This window comes from Vibrio sp. HI00D65, from assembly GCF_001635455.1.
Lineage (GTDB): Bacteria > Pseudomonadota > Gammaproteobacteria > Enterobacterales > Vibrionaceae > Vibrio.
Window position 1 is genome coordinate 41,800 of sequence record NZ_LWEH01000085.1, and the last position, 18,936, is coordinate 60,735.

The 18,936-nt window shown below is 45.4% G+C and carries 18 protein-coding genes and 1 other annotated feature; of the genes, 11 read left to right on the top strand and 7 right to left on the bottom strand.

The window, feature by feature from the left end; all coding sequences use genetic code 11:
* Complete coding sequence (gene uvrY, locus A3712_RS08165; protein WP_004729778.1) at nucleotides 1–645, bottom strand: UvrY/SirA/GacA family response regulator transcription factor; 645 nt, start codon at nucleotides 643–645, stop codon at nucleotides 1–3.
* 426 nt (nucleotides 646–1,071) lie between these two features.
* On the opposite strand from uvrY, the gene A3712_RS08170 reads away from it, so the two are divergent.
* On the top strand, nucleotides 1,072–3,435 hold the full coding sequence (locus tag A3712_RS08170; protein WP_063523018.1) for a DNA polymerase II: 2,364 nt from the start codon (nucleotides 1,072–1,074) through the stop codon (nucleotides 3,433–3,435).
* Between the two features lie 87 nt (nucleotides 3,436–3,522).
* On the opposite strand, the gene A3712_RS08175 is transcribed toward A3712_RS08170, so the two are convergent.
* Nucleotides 3,523–4,290 (bottom strand): hypothetical protein, encoded by a 768-nt coding sequence (locus A3712_RS08175; RefSeq protein WP_063523019.1) that lies wholly within the window; start codon nucleotides 4,288–4,290, stop codon nucleotides 3,523–3,525.
* A gap of 137 nt (nucleotides 4,291–4,427) precedes the next feature.
* On the opposite strand from A3712_RS08175, the gene efpL reads away from it, so the two are divergent.
* The 3 genes from efpL to A3712_RS08190 all read left to right on the top strand — a co-directional run bounded on the left by efpL (nucleotide 4,428) and on the right by A3712_RS08190 (nucleotide 5,967).
* Nucleotides 4,428–4,997 carry an elongation factor P-like protein EfpL gene (gene efpL, locus A3712_RS08180; protein WP_004741259.1) on the top strand — a complete coding sequence of 190 codons (570 nt, stop codon included), beginning with the start codon at nucleotides 4,428–4,430 and terminating at the stop codon, nucleotides 4,995–4,997.
* Nucleotides 4,998–5,007: 10 nt separating this feature from the next.
* Nucleotides 5,008–5,337, top strand: a complete 330-nt coding sequence (locus A3712_RS08185; RefSeq protein ID WP_004741258.1) for an HI1450 family dsDNA-mimic protein — start codon at nucleotides 5,008–5,010, stop codon at nucleotides 5,335–5,337.
* A gap of 147 nt (nucleotides 5,338–5,484) precedes the next feature.
* On the top strand, nucleotides 5,485–5,967 hold the full coding sequence (locus A3712_RS08190) for an RNA methyltransferase (protein ID WP_004741257.1): 483 nt from the start codon (nucleotides 5,485–5,487) through the stop codon (nucleotides 5,965–5,967).
* Between the two features lie 217 nt (nucleotides 5,968–6,184).
* On the opposite strand, the gene rluB is transcribed toward A3712_RS08190, so the two are convergent.
* The 3 genes from rluB to rnm form a co-directional block, all read right to left on the bottom strand.
* A complete protein-coding gene (rluB, locus tag A3712_RS08195; RefSeq protein WP_063523020.1) occupies nucleotides 6,185–7,216 on the bottom strand; it encodes a 23S rRNA pseudouridine(2605) synthase RluB in 1,032 nt (343 codons plus the stop codon).
* A gap of 160 nt (nucleotides 7,217–7,376) precedes the next feature.
* Nucleotides 7,377–7,997 carry an L-threonylcarbamoyladenylate synthase gene (locus tag A3712_RS08200; protein ID WP_063523021.1) on the bottom strand — a complete coding sequence of 207 codons (621 nt, stop codon included), beginning with the start codon at nucleotides 7,995–7,997 and terminating at the stop codon, nucleotides 7,377–7,379.
* A 55-nt stretch (nucleotides 7,998–8,052) separates the two neighbouring features.
* Nucleotides 8,053–8,922: an RNase RNM gene (gene rnm, locus A3712_RS08205; RefSeq protein ID WP_063523022.1), complete on the bottom strand. Its 870-nt coding sequence runs from the start codon at nucleotides 8,920–8,922 to the stop codon at nucleotides 8,053–8,055.
* A gap of 120 nt (nucleotides 8,923–9,042) precedes the next feature.
* Here rnm and A3712_RS08210 point away from each other — a divergent pair, with 120 nt between their 5' ends.
* From A3712_RS08210 to trpA, 7 genes are all read left to right on the top strand, one after another.
* Nucleotides 9,043–9,168, top strand: a complete 126-nt coding sequence (locus tag A3712_RS08210) for a Trp operon leader peptide (protein ID WP_063523023.1) — start codon at nucleotides 9,043–9,045, stop codon at nucleotides 9,166–9,168.
* Nucleotides 9,115–9,229: a sequence feature (Trp leader region), on the top strand. Its footprint overlaps the gene before it by 54 nt.
* Nucleotides 9,230–9,354: 125 nt before the next feature.
* Nucleotides 9,355–10,944: an anthranilate synthase component 1 gene (locus tag A3712_RS08215; protein WP_063523024.1), complete on the top strand. Its 1,590-nt coding sequence runs from the start codon at nucleotides 9,355–9,357 to the stop codon at nucleotides 10,942–10,944.
* Nucleotides 10,945–10,946: 2 nt separating this feature from the next.
* Complete coding sequence (locus A3712_RS08220; RefSeq protein WP_063523025.1) at nucleotides 10,947–11,573, top strand: aminodeoxychorismate/anthranilate synthase component II; 627 nt, start codon at nucleotides 10,947–10,949, stop codon at nucleotides 11,571–11,573.
* 9 nt (nucleotides 11,574–11,582) lie between these two features.
* A complete protein-coding gene (gene trpD, locus A3712_RS08225) occupies nucleotides 11,583–12,578 on the top strand; it encodes an anthranilate phosphoribosyltransferase (protein ID WP_063523026.1) in 996 nt (331 codons plus the stop codon).
* A 25-nt stretch (nucleotides 12,579–12,603) separates the two neighbouring features.
* Entirely contained in the window at nucleotides 12,604–14,055 is a 1,452-nt protein-coding gene (trpCF, locus tag A3712_RS08230) for a bifunctional indole-3-glycerol-phosphate synthase TrpC/phosphoribosylanthranilate isomerase TrpF (RefSeq protein ID WP_063523027.1), read from the top strand.
* A gap of 142 nt (nucleotides 14,056–14,197) precedes the next feature.
* Entirely contained in the window at nucleotides 14,198–15,388 is a 1,191-nt protein-coding gene (gene trpB / locus A3712_RS08235) for a tryptophan synthase subunit beta (protein ID WP_063523028.1), read from the top strand.
* A complete protein-coding gene (gene trpA, locus A3712_RS08240) occupies nucleotides 15,388–16,194 on the top strand; it encodes a tryptophan synthase subunit alpha (protein WP_063523029.1) in 807 nt (268 codons plus the stop codon). Before trpB ends, trpA begins: the two co-directional genes overlap by 1 nt.
* An 83-nt stretch (nucleotides 16,195–16,277) precedes the next feature.
* On the opposite strand, the gene A3712_RS08245 is transcribed toward trpA, so the two are convergent.
* Both A3712_RS08245 and A3712_RS08250 read right to left on the bottom strand, forming a co-directional pair.
* Nucleotides 16,278–17,075 (bottom strand): slipin family protein, encoded by a 798-nt coding sequence (locus tag A3712_RS08245; protein WP_063523030.1) that lies wholly within the window; start codon nucleotides 17,073–17,075, stop codon nucleotides 16,278–16,280.
* A 69-nt stretch (nucleotides 17,076–17,144) separates the two neighbouring features.
* Complete coding sequence (locus tag A3712_RS08250; RefSeq protein WP_063523031.1) at nucleotides 17,145–18,551, bottom strand: NfeD family protein; 1,407 nt, start codon at nucleotides 18,549–18,551, stop codon at nucleotides 17,145–17,147.
* Nucleotides 18,552–18,936: the final 385 nt, after the last annotated feature.

An 18,936-nucleotide genomic window follows, 5' to 3' on the forward strand; every position in this document is an offset into this window, starting at 1 on the left:
TTAAAGGGTCTCAGTATCTAACATTCCATGTCTAATCGCTAAGTGTGTTAGCTCTACATCACCACTGATATCCAGTTTGCTGAACAAACGGTAGCGGTAACTATTAACTGTCTTAGGACTTAGATTGAGTTGTTCTGAAATATCCGTCACTTTCTGACCTTTGGTAATCATCATCATGATTTGAAGTTCACGTTCAGATAAGTCTGCGAATGGATTTTCAGACGCAGGCGAGAATTGGCTCAAAGCCATCTGCTGCGCAATTTCTGGTGAAATGTATCGTTGGCCGCTGTTGACCACACGAATTGCATTGACCATTTCATCCGGACCTGCCCCTTTAGTAAGGTAACCAGCAGCTCCAGCTTGCATCACTTTAGTTGGAAACGGATTTTCCGTATGGACAGTTAAAACGATGATTTTAACATCAGGGTTGAAACGCAAGATTTTCTTGGTAGCTTCTAAGCCACCAATACCAGGCATATTCATATCCATCAAAATAACGTCAGTATTGTTAGTACGACACCATTTTGCAGCATCTTCACCGCTTTCAGCTTCCCCTGCTACGTTCATTCCACGGACGTCTTCAATAATACGTCGTATCCCTGTGCGAACCAGCTCGTGATCATCTACAAGGAAAACATTTATCAAACTTGTATCTCCACACTATTAATTGGCTCTGCAACCACTGTGTCGTTTCATCTGTTTGAAACAATCGGATAAAGGAACAGTGGATCGCAGCATTGAGTACATCTTAACTTAATTACTAAAGAAAAGCTCTGTTGAATATGTGCTGAAACACTAACTTTAGCAAGTACTTATTTATAAAAAGGTACGCTAAAAACACAAGCTTTCACTAAAAATCAGATAGTTAAAACAACACCCAATAAAATTACATAAGATAAAGATATTTTCAATACCATTAAATGGCCATTCTCGACAATTTCACTTTTTTGCTTACAGAGTCCCGTTATTTACTGCTACTAACGAGTATTTAATGACTATCTTTGCAGCCTATTGTGCGTAATCTGGCGCTAGATGGTAGTATTCACTCCCCCGTATCAATAGGTTATTACATTGGATATTCAGCAAGGCTTTGTACTTACAAGACAGGCGAGAGATTTTTCAGGGCGCACACAGATCGACTTGTGGTTAAGCACACCGGAAGGCCCTACTCTTCTGACTATTCAAAACGAAAAGCCAGTGTTTTTTGTTGCTCAATCTGATGTACCCGCTTGCGAGTCGATTGCAGCCAAAGAGTCCATTGAATGCCAGTTTAAACCTCTTGAGCTCGCGACTTTCGAGCAAACCCCTCTCGCGGCTTGTTATACAACACTATCGAGAAGCAGCTTTGGATTAGCACAAGCCTTCAACAACGAAGAAATCCAGACATTTGAGAGCGATATTCGCCTTGCGGATCGATTCCTAATGGAACGTTTTATCAAGGGAAGTATCGAGTTTACTGGCACGGCTGTGCAAAAGAATCAGCATCGTCGAGTCTCCAATGCCAAGTGCAGAGCAGGCAATTACTTACCAACATTATCGATGGTTTCTCTGGATATTGAATGTTCAGAGAAAGGCGTGCTCTACTCCATTGGATTAGACAGTCCAATGGATAGCCGAGTGATTATGATTGGCGAGCCACAACAAGCAGAAACCAATATCCAATGGGTCGCGAATGAAAAAGCCCTGCTTGAAGCGATGATCGCATGGTTCTCTGAATTTGACCCAGACATCATCATTGGCTGGAACGTCATCGACTTCGACTTCAGGCTCTTGCACAAACGGGCGGAATGGAATGAAGTTAAGCTCAATATTGGTCGAGATAATCAACCTAGCTTCTTCCGTAGCTCTGCACAAAGCCAACAAGGCTTCATAAGCATTCCCGGGCGTGTCGTTTTGGATGGTATCGATATGTTGAAGACAGCCACCTATCACTTTCGTTCCTGGTCGCTTGAGTCGGTTTCACGGGAACTGCTTGGTGAAGGTAAAGATATCCATAACGTCCATGATCGCATGGATGAAATTAATCGAATGTTCAAGTTCGATAAGCCTTCATTGGCTAAGTACAACCTGCAAGACTGTGTGTTGGTAAATCGAATCTTCGAACACACCCACCTACTCGATTTTGTTATTGAGCGCTCTCGCTTGACCGGAGTTGAGCTAGACCGTGTTGGCGGCTCTGTTGCAGCCTTTACCAATTTATATTTACCTCAGATACACAGAGCAGGCTATGTTGCCCCTAACCTAGAGCCAGAGAACTGGATTGCTAGCCCCGGTGGCTACGTGATGGACTCCATCCCTAATCTTTATGACTCGGTACTAGTGCTCGACTTCAAGAGCCTATACCCGTCCATCATTCGTTCATTTTTGATTGACCCTATGGGGCTAATCGAAGGGTTGAAATTAGAAATCGGCCCAGCAGAAGACCAAGCCGTCGATGGTTTTCGCGGTGGGCAATTTCACCGCACCAAACACTTCTTACCAGAGATGATCGAAAACCTTTGGGCAGCACGTGACGTTGCAAAGAAGAACAACGAAAAAGCCTTCTCTCAAGCCATAAAGATCATCATGAACTCTTTCTATGGCGTGTTAGGTTCATCTGGTTGCCGCTTCTTTGATACTCGGTTGGCGTCATCAATCACTATGCGTGGCCATGAGATCATGAAGCAAACCAAAGTTCTGATCGAAGACAAGGGCTACCAAGTGATTTATGGGGATACCGACTCGACTTTCGTTTCCCTCAATGGCAGTTATGACCAAGAACAAGCCGACGAGATTGGCCATCAACTGGTGGCTTATATCAACGACTGGTGGACTAATCACCTTAAAGAGGCCTATAACCTGACTTCAATTCTTGAATTAGAATACGAGACCCACTATCGCAAATTCCTGATGCCAACCATTCGTGGTTCGGAAACCGGTTCGAAGAAGCGCTACGCAGGCTTAATCAATCATGGTGACCAAGAGAAGATCATTTTCAAAGGGCTTGAAAGTGCACGAACAGACTGGACACCACTGGCGCAACAGTTCCAACAAACCTTGTATGAAATGGTATTCCACGACCAAGATCCGACCGACTACGTCAGGCAGTTTGTTGATGAAACTTCAGCAGGTAACCATGACGATTTACTGGTTTACCAGAAGCGTTTGCGTCGCAAGCTGCATGAGTATCAAAAGAACATTCCACCACAAGTTCGAGCAGCCAGAATGGCAGATGAGGTCAATGCTAAACTAGGACGCCCACTTCAATACCAAAACAAAGGACGTATTGAATACTTGATTACCTTGAATGGCCCAGAGCCTATAGAGTATTTGAAGAGTGCTATCGATTATCAGCATTACATCGATAAACAGATTAAGCCGGTAGCTGAAGCGATTTTGCCTTTTATTGGATTAGATTTTGAGAGAGTTAGCGGGCAGCAATTAGGTTTATTCTAAGATTATTGTCTGAGTTTAATCAGAACAAAAAAAGCAGAGGAATATTCAATTCGCTCTGCTTTTTTTATATCTGTGTAGTATGAATCTCTACCCTATTCGAAATTCAGTTTTCTGATACTGCTTAACCAGCCATTCCCCAAACCCATCCAGAATGCCTATCACTGAACGTTTCGGAATCGGTCGACCTGAAAGTAAAATACCCAACCTTTGAATTTCAACTTCTCTATCCGGATGGAATTTCAAGAACTGTTGACCACATTCGACAGGGTTATCGAACCAAGACTTGTCACGGTACATCACCAAAGAGTAACTCGCTCGTAGCAGTTTCTTAGCGATGATCACTTGCGCTGCGACTTGCTGCTCAGGTGTTGCTGCTCGTGCAATTTTGTTTCGATATACCGCTAACCAGTTCTCGACGTCCATGTTCCAATGCTTGGCAATTTCCCAACTGGTTTCGAAATCACCATAACAATCTGATAGATCTTCACCGTATACACACACCGACAGGTGCTTGAGCATAAAGCCCCATGTGAAGATGTTATCGAAGTCGACAACATCACTCACCAAAGTGGTTTTTATTGCCACCTGAGTAACTTGAGGAAAGCTCTTTTGGAAACGCCATTTGATGGTGTTTAACAATGTGGTTCGCTGATCCGGAAACGGACGGTGTGTCACCACAACCACATCAAGATTTGAGCGACCAGATACGGCTTGCTTGCGAGCAACACTGCCATAAATATAGACACTGTGAAGATTAGAACCTAATCCACCTTTTAAGAAGGTAATCAGATCGTTAACCACAGGTTGGAATTCAGGTTGAAAAGGCTGTGTAGGGTCAATAACAGGTAACTGCATAGGTCGTTTCGGCAAATAAAATCATGATTTAACAGTGACTCTATGATCGCTTAGGTGACTTTATGATTCAAGCTATTCCTATTTATAGCATCTCCGAGATATAATCAGCGGATAGACCCACTAAGGACAAACACAAAATGCCTAGAGCAAGTGAAATTAAAAAAGGTTTTGCTATCACTGTAGAAAGCAAAACAGTCATTGTTAAAGATATCGAAGTAACAACACCAGGTGGCCGCGGCGGTCAAAAAATTTACCGTTTCCGTGGTAACGACGTAGCAACTGGCGTGAAAACTGAAGTTCGCCACAAGGCTGACGAAATCGTTGAAACTATCGACGTAACTAAGCGTGCAGTAATGTTCTCTTACGTTGATGGCAACGAGTACATCTTCATGGACAATGAAGATTACACACAATTCATCTTCAACGGTGAAACTATCGAAGACGAACTACTGTTCATCAACGAAGACACCCAAGGCATGTACGCTATCCTTATCGACGGCAACGCTGCAACACTTGAGCTACCAACATCTGTTGAGCTAGTTATCGAAGAGACTGACCCTTCAATCAAAGGTGCATCAGCGTCTGCTCGTACTAAGCCTGCTCGTCTTTCTACAGGTCTTACTATCCAAGTACCTGAATACATCGCGACTGGCGACAAAGTAGTAGTAAACACTGCTGAACGTAAATACATGAACCGCGCAAGCTAAGATATTTATTATGACCGAAGCTAACGACCTAATGTCTTATGACGACGCAATTGATACTGCATACGACATCTTCCTAGAGATGGCACCCGATAACCTTGAACCTGCAGATGTGATTCTATTCACGGCTCAGTTTGAAGACCGTGGCGCTGCAGAGCTTGTTGAAACAGGTGATGATTGGGTTGAGCATGTTGGCTTTGAAGTCGACAAAGAAATCTACGCAGAAGTGCGCATTGGTCTTGTGAATGAAGCTGATGACGTTCTAGACGACGTATTTGCTCGTATGCTAATCAGCCGTGACCCAGAGCATAAGTTCTGTCACATGCTGTGGAAGCGCGACTAATTCGACTGCTGACGCTCAACTTCATGAGTACACAAGCACTCATGTAAACGAGTTAAAAATCTAGCCGAGCCACTTGCTCGGCTATTTTTATCACGCTACGTACCTTCATGAGAGCGCTCTTTCATTATCAACTTTATATTCACTGATATGACCAAAGCAAAAACAGATACACAATCTAAAGGCTATGCCTGCATTGGCCTAGTTAACCCAAAGACGCCTGAGAACGTAGGCTCTGTAATGCGAGCGGCTGGCTGCTACGGCGCTAACTCTGTGTTCTATACAGGCACACGCTACGATCATGCGCGAAAATTCCATACCGATACCAAAGAGAAGCACTTAGAGCTGCCACTGATTGGCGTTGAAGAGCTGAAAGACATTATTCCAGTCGGCTGCGTGCCTGTGGCCGTTGATCTCATTGAAGGTGCGAAGCCTCTACCTGATTACAAACACCCACCGCGCGCGTTTTATATTTTTGGTCCTGAAGATGGCACGCTAAAGAAAGAGATCACTGATTTCTGCCGAGACACGATTTACGTTCCAACCAATGGCTGCATGAACCTCGCAGCATCTGTGAACGTTGTGCTTTACGATCGCTTGGCGAAGGGTGACAACTTTTCGAATCATAAGTAGAAGATACGAGATACGAACAGATTATAGATGCGCGTAAACGAGATAAGAGATGCGAAGAGCACGCTTACTGCGTTTATGGAAGCATGCTTTCGATACTCGATTACTCGCATCCCGCATCTTCTTTTGGCTTAGATGTAAAAAAACCTGCTCAATGAGCAGGTTTTTTAGTATTCAGTGCTTTAAGACAATGAAGCTTTAAGCTTGAGAACTTACATCATTACTGACGAGTTCTTGGCTTAGCTGGTTTAGCCGGACGACCGTTGTTTGTCTTTTGCTTGCTTTTGTTCGCTTGAGGCTTGCCTTTTGCTGCTGGAGCACTGCGACCTGAATCAGGTGTTGTAGTACCACGAGTAGCTGGCTTCTTACGTTTAGCTTGATTGCTACGGCCTTTTGGCGCATTTGCGCGCTCTTCGTGACGCTTAACAGCACGACGAATTTTCTGGCTACGAGAACGCTCACGCTTACGAGAAGTGTTTGAAGGATCAAGATCCAACAGTGTCTCTTTCTCAGGCTTAAGTTCTACAAGCTCACGCAGGTAGTTTACTTCTTGAAGATCTAGCTCTTTCCAACCGCCACGAGGCAGTTTCTTATCAAGGTAGATATCACCGTAACGTACACGTTTCAGGCGGCTTACTGTTGTTTCTTGTGATTCCCAAAGACGACGAACCTCACGGTTACGACCTTCGTTAATCGCTACGTAGAAAGTATGGTTCATACCTTCACCACCAGCGTAAACCACATCTTCGAAACGAGCCATGCCGTCTTCTAGTTCAACACCGCGCACAAGGTTCTTAACCTTCTGCTCAGTAACTTCACCAAATACACGTACTAGGTATTCACGCTCAACCTGACGGCTTGGGTGCATTAGACGGTTTGCAAGTTCACCATCGGTAGTGAAAAGCAAAAGACCAGACGTGTTCGCATCAAGACGACCAACCGAAATCCAACGAGAACCACGGATCTTAGGTAGACGATCGAAAACTGTGCGGCGACCTTCAGGATCATGACGAGTACATAGCTCACCTTCAGGCTTGTAGTAAGCAAGTACACGACAAACCACTTCTTCAGACGCTTTGCCTGAAACAGTATGGCCATCGATACGGATCACTGAGTTCTCGTCTTCAAGACGCTCGCCCAGTTTCGCAACTTGCCCGTTAACACTTACACGGCCAGATTTGATTAAACCTTCTAGTTCACGACGAGAACCGTGACCAGCTCGCGCTAAAACCTTCTGTAATTTTTCGCTCATTTACTCTTTTCTACCTAATTGTCGTCTTCACAGACGTCGAATGAATTTTTCGCGACCAAATCGCGGTCGCGTATTATCGCAAATTACCTACCAAAAAGCACTTGTTATTTACTTATGATAGGTGCTCTGTATCGTTACAGACTGTTAACCAGTAATGCGATTATTCAAACGGCGCTGGATCACCGGAACCACAGCGTAGAATGACAGCATCATCGTCGCTGAAGTCAATCACTGTGGTTGGTTGTTCGCCTAAGTAGCCACCATTCAAAATAACATCAACAGCGTGTTCTAGGCTGTCGCGAATTTCTTCTGGATCCGACTCTGTTGTCTCATTACCCGGTAAGATAAGAGACGTAGACATCAATGGCTCACCCATCGCCTCTAACAGGTCTAGAGCGATCTTGTTGTCTGGTACACGAATACCAATGGTTTTACGTTTCGCGTTCATCAAACGCTTTGGCACTTCTTTGGTCGCTTTAAAAATAAACGTATAAGCACCTGGCGTATGAGCCTTAAGCAAACGAAAAGCAACGTTATCTACGCGTGCATACAGTGACAGTTCAGACAAGTCACGGCATAACAGAGTGAAGTTATGCTTATCGTCGATACGACGAATCTTACAAATACGTTCTAGTGCTTGTTTGTTCTCAAGCTGACAACCCAGCGCATAGCCTGAGTCGGTTGGATAAACCACTACACCGCCGTTACGAACAATCGCAACCGCTTGGTTGATTAAACGTGCTTGTGGGTTATCTGGGTGTACATAAAAAAACTGGCTCATTGTTGATCCTCGTTATCGAATCTCTCGACTCTATCATCAGAAGGAGCTGCTTCACCTAGATACTGTCATCGTTATCCGACGGTGAAACTGTTTGAAACTCCCAATCTTTCCATACTTCTTCGACCCCAGAAGGTAGCCAGAGATTACGTCCAAGTTCCATCCAAGGAGATGGATAATGGAAGTCACTGCCTTGGGAGGCTAATAGTTTGTATTGTATAGCATAATCGGCAAGAGTGCGTCTTTCTTGTTGTGCTTGTTGCGGTTGCGCCACTTCCATCGCATCACCTTTTGCTTCTACAAACGCAGTCAATAGGCGCTTAACCCACTTAGCGGTAAAGCCATATCGGCCTGGGTGCGCTAATACCGCTTGTCCACCAGCGGCGTGAATTGCCGTGACAGCATCACTCATTGAGCACCAAGTTGGCGGCACATAACCTGGGTTATTACGTGTTAGGAACTTCTTGAATACTTGCTGCATGGTTTTCGCGTAGCCGTTATCAACCAACCATTTAGCAAAGTGAGCGCGGGTGATCGGTGCATCGCCAGCAATCAGCTTCACCTCTTCTAGCACTCCTTCACGCGTTGCTTTTTCAAGGCGCTGAGCAATCAGTTCTGCACGGCCAATACGGTGCTGCTTCTGCTGTTCAATGAGAGCTTTCAGCTCGGGAGACTCAGGGTCAACGTTTAAGCCAACAATATGGATATCTTTGTTTTGCCATACTGTGGAGATTTCGATGCCGTTAATCAGCTGAATTGGAAGATTGTTATCCACAATATAGTTGCGCGCTTCAGCAAGCCCATCAGTCGTATCATGATCTGTAATCGCTAGCGCTTCGATGTTAAAGCTCAGCGCTCGGTCAATTAGCTCAGGTGGAGTAAGTCGGCCATCTGAGGCTGTTGTATGACTATGTAGATCAATTCTCATATATTCTTTTTCATTGTTTTCAATTTTTATCGTTATATTTGTGTCAACACACTTGACCCGCAAGTAGAAAACTAGTTAACTAGTACACAAATACGAAGTATCACATTTGATAGGTTCACCATGTTACAAGAATTTAACCAAGACCATAAAGATAAAGTTTTAGAACTTTCTTCAGTAGAAGCAAGTTCAAAGCTTAATTGGTGGCGCACTTGGACAAGTTCTTGGTGGGCTAACGTATACTTCTAATTAAACAGTTTGTTTATAAAAAAGTTATCACTAAGCCCGCTTCCATAGCGGGCTTTTTAATTTGTCGAACATCTCACATTCAACTGACTAACAAATCATCGAATTGACCATATTCTAGATTGGGTGAAAGGTATCTTTATGCGACTATGTACGGCAGGAAATTTAAAGAATCATAAAGGAGGTCTTGTGAACAAGGCCATTGAAATCAAAAAGCTGGGAACCATTGAGGTCATCAATACTTCAGTTCCTTACTCGCAAGATCCAACCAGTGTTTTCCATACTTTGTGTGAAAACAAAACGGACAGTTTGCTGTTGGAATCTGCTGAGATTGAATCTAAACAGAACCTGACAAGCCTACTCCTTATCGACTCTGCTGTTCGCATCGTATGCCGCGAACATGAAGTAACCTTTCAAGCCCTGACGAAAAACGGTCAAGCGCTTATCGAACACCTAACTCAAAACGTGAAAGAAGAGATCAAATCTGACCTTACTGATAACGTTTTGACGCTCACTTTTGTTGAGCCAAGCAACGAACTGGACGAAGACTCCCGCTTAAGAGAAGCCTCTTCTTTCGATGCACTGCGTTTGGTTCAGCACAGCTTTGAGCAAGATGCTAATAATAAGCATGCATTGTTTATGGCTGGTCTATTCGCTTACGACATCGTAGCGAACTTTGAACCACTAGGTGATGCAGAGGCAACCAATAACTGCCCTGACTTTGTTTTCTACGTCGCTGAAACCCTGCTTCGCTTCGACCACCAAGAAAACCAAGGCCTGCTTCACGCAAGCTTATTTGCTCAAGACGACAGCATCAAAGCACAATTAACAGAGCGTTTAGCTGAAATTCAAACGCAATGTCAGTCACTGAAAGCGATCACGGAAGTGACGCCATTAGACAACGTAGAAGCAGTACCAAGCGTTTCTGATGAAGATTTCTGCCAAACCGTTCGTGACTTAAAAGAGTACGTAGTAAAAGGCGATGTGTTCCAAGTCGTACCATCACGCCGCTTCACACTCCCTTGCCCAGCTCCACTAGCCGCTTACAAAGAACTTAAACAAAATAACCCAAGCCCTTACATGTTCTACATGCAAGATGAGCTATTTACGCTGTTTGGTGCATCTCCAGAAAGCGCGCTGAAATACGAAACTGAAACCAACCAAATTGAGATCTACCCAATTGCTGGTACTCGTCGTCGCGGTAAGCGTCCTGGCGGTCAAATCGATTTCGACCTAGACAGCCGTATCGAGCTTGAGCTGCGTACCGACAAGAAAGAGAACGCAGAACACATGATGCTTGTCGACCTAGCGCGTAACGACGTTGCACGCATTGCCGAAGCTGGCACTCGCCACGTAGCCGACTTACTAAAAGTCGACCGCTACAGTCATGTGATGCACTTGGTTTCTCGTGTGGTTGGTCAACTGCGTGAAGATTTAGACGCACTGCATGCTTACCAAGCTTGTATGAACATGGGCACGCTAACAGGCGCGCCAAAAATCCGCGCAATGCAGCTTATCCGCGATGTAGAAAAAACGCGTCGTGGTAGCTATGGCGGTGCGGTAGGTTACCTAACAGGTGAAGGCACGTTAGATACTTGTATCGTAATTCGCTCAGCTTACGTTGAAGATGGTGTTGCACAAGTACAAGCTGGTGCTGGCGTGGTGTTCGATTCAGACCCACAAGCAGAAGCGGATGAAACTCGTGGCAAAGCTCAAGCGGTTATCTCAGCGATTCAAGCTGCACACACTAAAAACATCTCTAACAAGAAGGAGTCGTAATCATGGCTGATATTGTATTCATCGATAACTTCGACTCGTTCACTTACAACCTTGTAGACCAATTCCGCTCATTGGGTCACAACGTAAAGATTTACCGTAACAACATCTCTGCACAGGTAGTGGAAACGGCAATCAACGAACTAGACAACCCTGTTGCCCTGCTTTCACCAGGTCCTGGCGCTCCAGCAGACGCGGGCTGCATGCCTGAGCTGATTCAGCTACTAAAAGGCAAAGTACCAATGATTGGTATCTGCTTAGGTCATCAAGCGATCGTTGAGGCTTATGGCGGCACCGTTGCAGGCGCAGGCGAAATCATTCATGGTAAGGTGTCGATGATGGAACACCAAAATCATGCGACTTACCAAGGCTTACCTTCTCCACTGGCTATTGCTCGATACCACTCTCTGGTTGCTACGCATGTATCTGATAGCCTAACAGTAACGGCTGAAGTCGATGGTCTGGTCATGTCTGTGGTTCAAGAACAAGACAAAGTATGTGGATTCCAATTTCACCCAGAATCAATTATGACAACCTACGGTGCAACGCTTCTAGCGAACGCTATCGAATGGGCTCTTGAGAAACCTCTCTGCCTTGAGAAGAAGGCCACTCTTGATACAAAGACTAACTAGGAAACGATCATGGAACAGATTAATAAACTTTACGAACAGCAGTCTCTTACTCAAGAAGAAAGCCAACAGTTATTCGACGTTATCATCAAGGGTGAACTAGACCCAATCCTGATGGCTTCTGCACTGACTGCACTGAAAATCAAAGGCGAGACGCCAGAAGAAATCGCTGGTGCGGCGAAAGCACTGCTTGCCAATGCAAACCCGTTCCCACGCCCTGATTACGATTTTGCAGACATCGTTGGTACCGGTGGCGACGGTCACAACACCATTAATATCTCTACGACATCTGCATTTGTTGCCGCGGCATGTGGTTTAAAAGTCGCGAAACACGGTAACCGCAGTGTATCGAGCAAATCAGGCTCTTCTGACCTACTGGATTCGTTTGGCATCAACCTAGCGATGACGGCAGAAGATACTCGTACAGCCGTGGACGAACTTGGCGTAGCGTTCCTATTTGCTCCGCAATACCACGGTGGTGTTCGCCACGCGATGCCTGTTCGTCAAACCATGAAAACGCGCACCATCTTCAACATCCTTGGCCCACTGATTAACCCAGCTCGTCCTAACATCGAGCTAATGGGTGTTTACAGCAAAGAGCTAGTACGCCCTATAGCGGAAACCATGCTGCAAATGGGTTTGAAGCGCGCTGCGGTTGTGCACGGTAGCGGCCTTGATGAAGTGGCTATTCACGGTAAAACCATGGTTGCAGAAATCAAAGATGGTGCGATTCACGAATACACCGTGACACCGGCTGACTTTGGTTTGAATACTCACCCTCTTGAAGCTATCAAAGGTGGCGAGCCAGAAGAAAACAAGGCCATCACAACCAATATCCTGACGGGTAAAGGTACTGAAGCACAAGTTGGTGCAGTGGCTGTGAACGTTGCTCTGCTAATGCGTCTATTTGGTCACGAAGACCTAAAAGCCAACGCACAACAAGCCATTGATGCGATGAACTCTGGCAAAGCGTACGAGCTTTTACAAAAGCTTGCCGTGCACGCCTAACAAACGACGAATTGAGACCAAGAACATGACACAGACTACCGAGAAACTGTCGACCCACGTTTCAGTTAAAGAAGCTGAAATGGCGGAAGTATTAGCTAAAATCGTTCGTGATAAATACCAGTGGGTTGAAGCGCGTAAGCAAGCTCAGCCTCTTGACGAATTCAAAGCCGCATTAGCCAACTCAGATCGCAGTTTTTACGAGGCACTGAGTGGCGAACAAACGGTTTTTATTACTGAGTGTAAAAAGGCATCACCGTCGAAAGGTTTGATCCGTAACGACTTTGACTTGGACTACATTGCATCGGTTTATAACAACCACGCTAACGCAATTTCAGTGCTGACCGACGAAAAGTACTTCCAAGGTGACTTTGAGTTTTTACCTAAGGTTCGCAGCATCGCTAAGCAGCCAATCCTGTGTAAAGACTTCATGCTTGATACCTACCAAGTTTATCTCGCTCGTCACTATTCAGCAGATGCGATTTTGTTGATGCTATCTGTGTTGAATGACGAAGAGTACCAAGCACTTGCTGAGGTTGCTCATTCACTGAATATGGGTGTGCTTACAGAAGTTAGCAACCAAGAAGAGCTGCACCGTGCAGTGGCTTTAAACGCTAAGGTTATCGGTATTAACAACCGTAACCTGCGTGACCTGTCGACGGATTTGAATCGTACAAAAGAGCTGGCCCCACAACTTCGTGAGCTAGCACCTAACGCAATCGTGATTTCAGAATCCGGCATCTACACACACCAACAAGTGCGTGACCTTTCAACATTTGCCGATGGCTTCCTAATTGGAAGCTCTCTTATGGCAGAAAAGAACCTCGAACTGGCCGTTCGTAAAGTAACGCTGGGTGAAAACAAGGTATGTGGCTTAACTCACTCTGACGATGCCGCCAAAGCATACCAAGCAGGCGCGGTATTTGGTGGTCTGATTTTCGTTGAAGCATCTAAACGTCATGTGGATATTGAAGCGGCTCGTTTAACGATGAGCGGTGCACCTTTGAACTATGTCGGCGTGTTCCAAAATCATAGTGTTGCGGAGGTAGCTCACACAATTTCAGAGCTCGGTTTGTTTGCTGTACAACTGCACGGTGATGAGTCTCAAGCGTACGTTGATGAACTTAAGCAATCACTGCCTGAAAGCGTTGAGATTTGGAAAGCTTACGGTGTTGCTTCTGGTGTTGCTTCCGGTGAAAAAAGCGAGTTACCGGAATTACTGGAAAGCAACGTGACTCGTCATCTGCTAGATACTAAAGTGGGTTCTCAAACAGGCGGTACTGGCCGAGCATTCGATTGGAGCCTGATTAACAACCAAAGTGCGATCATGTTGGCAGGCGGTCTAAACCCAGAAAATGCTAACCAAGCGGCTAAGTTGGGCTGCTTAGGATTAGATCTAAACTCTGGTGTTGAATCGGATCCAGGTAAAAAAGACGCAGACAAACTGCGACGAGCTTTTGCGGCGATTCGTAATTACTAGTCTGGCTTCTAGAAGCGAAAACCAGAACTAGAGCTAGAAAGCGGAAACTAAAACATATTTATGAGCTTTGCCTTTGCGAAGCTCAAACAAGACTAAATGACTTGGGGTGAAGACACTCCAATAGAATTGAAGGAATAACACAATGGCTAAACTCGATGCCTACTTCGGTGAATACGGTGGTCAATACGTACCGCAGATCCTAGTGCCAGCACTAGACCAACTTGAACAAGCATTTATCGATGCACAAGCCGATCCTGAATTTCGCAGTGAATTCATGACGCTACTTCAAGAGTACGCAGGTCGTCCAACAGCGCTAACGCTGACTCGCAACCTAACTAAAGGTACAAAGACCAAACTTTACCTAAAACGTGAAGACCTACTTCACGGCGGTGCACACAAAACTAACCAGGTACTTGGCCAAGCTCTACTTGCTAAGCGCATGGGCAAAAATGAGATCATCGCTGAAACAGGTGCGGGCCAACACGGTGTGGCGACGGCTCTTGCTTGTGCTCTATTAGGCCTTAAGTGTCGCGTTTACATGGGTGCTAAAGACGTTGAGCGTCAAAGCCCGAACGTATTCCGTATGAAGCTAATGGGCGCAGAAGTTATCCCGGTTCATTCTGGTTCAGCAACACTGAAAGATGCGTGTAACGAAGCACTGCGTGACTGGTCTGCAACCTACGAAGACGCTCACTACCTATTAGGTACTGCGGCAGGTCCTCACCCATTCCCAACTATCGTTCGTGACTTCCAACGTATGATTGGTGAAGAGACCAAGAACCAAATTCTTGCACGTGAAGGTCGCCTTCCGGATGCAGTTATCGCTTGTGTGGGTGGCGGTTCTAACGCTATCGGCATGTTCGCTGATTTCATCGAAGAAGAAAGCGTTCGCCTAATCGGTGTTGAACCAGCAGGTAAAGGTATTGATACCGACCAACACGGTGCGCCACTAAAACACGGCAAGACTGGCATCTTCTTCGGTATGAAAGCACCACTAATGCAAGATGAGAATGGTCAAGTAGAAGAGTCTTACTCTGTGTCTGCAGGTCTAGACTTCCCTTCAGTTGGCCCACAGCACGCTCACCTAAATGCCATTGGCCGTGCGGAATACGACAACGTAACCGATGATGAAGCACTAGAAGCGTTCCAAGCCATTGCTCGCAACGAAGGTATTATCCCTGCTCTAGAATCATCTCACGCCGTTGCACACGCGTTGAAAATGGCTCAAGCGGAACCTGAGAAAGAGCAACTGCTGGTGGTTAACCTATCTGGCCGTGGTGATAAAGACATCTTCACTGTACATGACATTCTTGAAGCGAAAGGAGAACTATAATGGATCGCTATCAATCACTCTTCACTCGCTTAGCTGAAAAGAATCAGGGCGCATTTGTACCATTCGTAACGGTTGGCGATCCTAACGCTGAACAGTCTCTTAAGATCATGGAAACTTTGGTTGAAGCAGGTGCTGACGCCCTTGAACTTGGTATCCCATTCTCAGATCCACTGGCTGATGGCCCAACAATCCAAGGTGCGAACATTCGTGCGTTAGATTCTAAAGTAACGCCTGATGTGTGTTTTGATCTTATTGGTCAAATCCGCGCGAAATACCCAGAGCTACCAATCGGCCTACTGATGTACGCTAACTTGGTTTACGCACGTGGTATTGAGAACTTCTACGAGCGTTGTGCCAATGCAGGTATTGATTCGGTACTGATTGCAGACGTACCAACCAACGAAAGTTGTGAGTTTGTTGCGGCAGCGAAGAAGTTTGGTGTTCACCCAATCTTTATTGCTCCGCCAACAGCGAGTAATGAGACGCTTGAGTCTGTTTCAGAACTAGGTGGTGGCTACACTTATCTACTTTCTCGTGCTGGCGTAACAGGTGCAGAAACCAAAGCAAACATGCCAGTAACCGCACTGCTTGACCGTTTGAACAAATTCGACGCGCCGCCAGCACTACTAGGTTTCGGTATCTCAGCTCCAGAGCAAGTAAAAGAAGCTATTCAAGCAGGCGCTGCCGGCGCTATTTCTGGCTCAGCGGTTGTGAAAATCATTGAAAACAACGTTGAACAACCAGAAGAAATGCTTAAAACACTGGCAGAGTTCGTTGCACCGATGAAAGCGGCAACACAGAAGTAATGGTTAGCATCTTCTAAACACGACGTTAAATTCAAAAGGCGCCACAAATGTGGCGCCTTTTTTATTACGGCTAAAAACCCACGCTAATCATCGGATTTCATCGCTTTCTTGATCGCCGCTTCATTGAACGTCGCTTTTATTGGATCGGTGATTTTATCCACTAAATCGACAGGCATAGGAAATACGATGGTGGTGGTACGTTCATTCGCCACTTCGGTCAATGTCTGCATATAACGCAATTGGATGGCGTTAGGCGCTTTGTTTAGCACATCTGCGGCTTCTCTGAGCTTGGTCGATGCTTCAAGCTCACCGGTCGCATGTATTACCTTAGCTCGGCGAGAGCGCTCGGCTTCCGCCTGTTTAGCCAGAGCTCGCACCATGCTGTCATCCAGATCGACATGCTTGATCTCAACGTTGGCGATCTTGATCCCCCAGTTATCGGTGTGTTGATCAAGAATGGATTGGAGATCTCTATTGAGCTCTTCACGTTCAGACAACAGTTCATCTAACTCATGCTGACCTAAAACCGATCTCAATGTGGTTTGGGAAAGCTGACTGGTCGCTTCTAGATAATTCTCAACATTATTGATCGCCATCTTAGGATCCAACACTCTGAAGTAGACCACAGCGTTAACCTTCACTGACACGTTATCTCTGGTGATCAAATCTTGTGTGGGAACATCCAATACAATGGTTCTTAAATCGACTCGAACCATTTGTTGAATGAAAGGAATGATGATAATTAACCCTGGCCCTTTCACGTCATAAAAACGCCCAAGGAAGAATACCACTGCACGCTCGTACTCGCGTAGTACTCTGAACATACTGGCTATCAGTAAGACAACCAACACGATAACAATACCTATAGTGTGTATAAACATAACCGCCCCCTAATGGTAACGATGACTCAACAATGAATAAGTCCTTCGGGTTAACCCTCTAATCAAGCACTAACCAATTTTTGATGATGTCTCATCAGAGAGAGCTTCAACATCCAGAGAAAGTCCTGTTAACTTGATGACTCTGATACTCTGCCCCGCTTGCAGCTCACTAGTGCATTGGGCTTGCCAAATTTCGCCAGCAACAAGCACTCTACCTGCGCCAGGAAAACCGCTGACCACCTTACCTGTCTCACCGACCACCGCTTCCATCCCAGTGGTCACAGGCTTGCTTCTTACTCGAGCTAACATAGAGAGTGTTACGACGATAAAAGCAACGGAGAACAAACTTATCCCGATAATTAGCGGTAATGCGATTTGGTAGCCAGGTACTTCAGTGTCCATCAACATGATGGAACCGAGTGAAAACGCAGCAACACCCCCTAAGCCAAAAATACCAAAACTCGGACTGAAGGCTTCGGCGACCATCAAGGCAATACCGAGCAAAATGAGGGCAAGGCCGGCATAGCTCACAGGCAACATTTGTAAGGAATACATAGCCAATACCAAACAGATACCTCCAAGCACCCCTGGCAACCCGACACCAGGGTTATAAAACTCAAGCAGCAGACCATAAATACCAATCAGCATTAAGATGTACGCAACATTTGGATTCGTGATTACCGAGAGCAAACTAAATCGCCAATCTTGTTCTCTCTCGACAAAGGCCACGTCATTAAGTTCTATGCCCTGATTGATGCCATTAATCATGATGGTGCGACCGTTACTCATTTCGACCAACTGTTGGAGGTCGCTGGCTATGAAATCAATCACATTCAGCTCAAGGGCATTCTCGGAATCCAAACTCGCTGCTTCTCTTACCGCTTTTTCTGCCCACTCTTCATTTCGATTGTGTAGTTTAGCTAAGCCAACAATGTAAGCCGCAGCATCATTAATGACTTTCTTCTCCATTGCGGTAGTAGCTTTTATTTGCTCGGAACTCTCCTCTTTCGCTGAGCCTTGCTCATTGTCTGTGGTGCTGTCATCATTATTGGCGTCACCTTGAGGAGATAACGGATTGGCTGGCGCTTTTCCTCCGCCAAGTGACACAGGAGTGGCAGCCCCCAAATTTGTCCCGGGAGCCATAGACGCGATGTGACTAGCAAGCAAGATATAAGTCCCAGCACTTGCTGCGCGTGAACCTGCAGGTCCAACCCAAGTAGCAATCGGAATGGGTGAAGTGGTAATGGCACGGATAATGTCACGCATCGACGTATCTAACCCGCCGGGCGTGTTCACTTTTAATATGACGAGCTTGGCTTGCTCATCGTGGGCTTGCTCTATCTCTCTTGTTAGGTAATCACTGGTTGCAGGACCAATACCTCCATTCACCTCAATCACCCAAACATCATCGGCTTGAACATTTACCGAACTGGATAACAGAAGAAATGCGAACAGATACTTTAAAATAAAAGTCATGTCTCTCTCCTTACAACTGAGATGCTAGGTAGACGTTTTATTTAAAGCGCAGAGGTAACATCTTGGTAATAAATCGATACCTTAAGCATAGTTCAGGCTGAATTTCATACAACACTTCCATTTAGAATCACTAAAAGCATAGCGAGCAAAAAAAGAGCATAAATGAAAATCAAATGTTAACAACGTAACCTCAATACTTAAGGATAAAAAACATTCACAAAACACGACACATGCTCACATTTATAAACTCGGTAAATATAAGAACAAGAAAAAACAAAAGCAATCGTTTGCTTGGGTATAAGAAAACACCAAATCACGGTAGGCCTACAATTTTTGGCGTAGTTTCATCTCAGCTCATATTGATAAATGTAAAGGATACGTGTAA

What these genes read in the sequence shown, in the direction of transcription:
- A3712_RS08175 (WP_063523019.1), bottom strand. Translation starts at nt 4,290, where the DNA reads ATGCAGTTACCTGTTATTGACCCTACACAGCCTTTTCAACCTGAATTC.
- efpL (WP_004741259.1), top strand. Translation starts at nt 4,428, where the DNA reads ATGCCTAGAGCAAGTGAAATTAAAAAAGGTTTTGCTATCACTGTAGAA.
- A3712_RS08185 (WP_004741258.1), top strand. Translation starts at nt 5,008, where the DNA reads ATGACCGAAGCTAACGACCTAATGTCTTATGACGACGCAATTGATACT.
- A3712_RS08190 (WP_004741257.1), top strand. Translation starts at nt 5,485, where the DNA reads ATGACCAAAGCAAAAACAGATACACAATCTAAAGGCTATGCCTGCATT.
- rluB (WP_063523020.1), bottom strand. Translation starts at nt 7,216, where the DNA reads ATGAGCGAAAAATTACAGAAGGTTTTAGCGCGAGCTGGTCACGGTTCT.
- A3712_RS08200 (WP_063523021.1), bottom strand. Translation starts at nt 7,997, where the DNA reads ATGAGCCAGTTTTTTTATGTACACCCAGATAACCCACAAGCACGTTTA.
- rnm (WP_063523022.1), bottom strand. Translation starts at nt 8,922, where the DNA reads ATGAGAATTGATCTACATAGTCATACAACAGCCTCAGATGGCCGACTT.
- A3712_RS08210 (WP_063523023.1), top strand. Translation starts at nt 9,043, where the DNA reads ATGTTACAAGAATTTAACCAAGACCATAAAGATAAAGTTTTAGAACTT.
- A3712_RS08220 (WP_063523025.1), top strand. Translation starts at nt 10,947, where the DNA reads ATGGCTGATATTGTATTCATCGATAACTTCGACTCGTTCACTTACAAC.
- trpD (WP_063523026.1), top strand. Translation starts at nt 11,583, where the DNA reads ATGGAACAGATTAATAAACTTTACGAACAGCAGTCTCTTACTCAAGAA.
- trpCF (WP_063523027.1), top strand. Translation starts at nt 12,604, where the DNA reads ATGACACAGACTACCGAGAAACTGTCGACCCACGTTTCAGTTAAAGAA.
- trpB (WP_063523028.1), top strand. Translation starts at nt 14,198, where the DNA reads ATGGCTAAACTCGATGCCTACTTCGGTGAATACGGTGGTCAATACGTA.
- trpA (WP_063523029.1), top strand. Translation starts at nt 15,388, where the DNA reads ATGGATCGCTATCAATCACTCTTCACTCGCTTAGCTGAAAAGAATCAG.
- A3712_RS08245 (WP_063523030.1), bottom strand. Translation starts at nt 17,075, where the DNA reads ATGTTTATACACACTATAGGTATTGTTATCGTGTTGGTTGTCTTACTG.
- A3712_RS08250 (WP_063523031.1), bottom strand. Translation starts at nt 18,551, where the DNA reads ATGACTTTTATTTTAAAGTATCTGTTCGCATTTCTTCTGTTATCCAGT.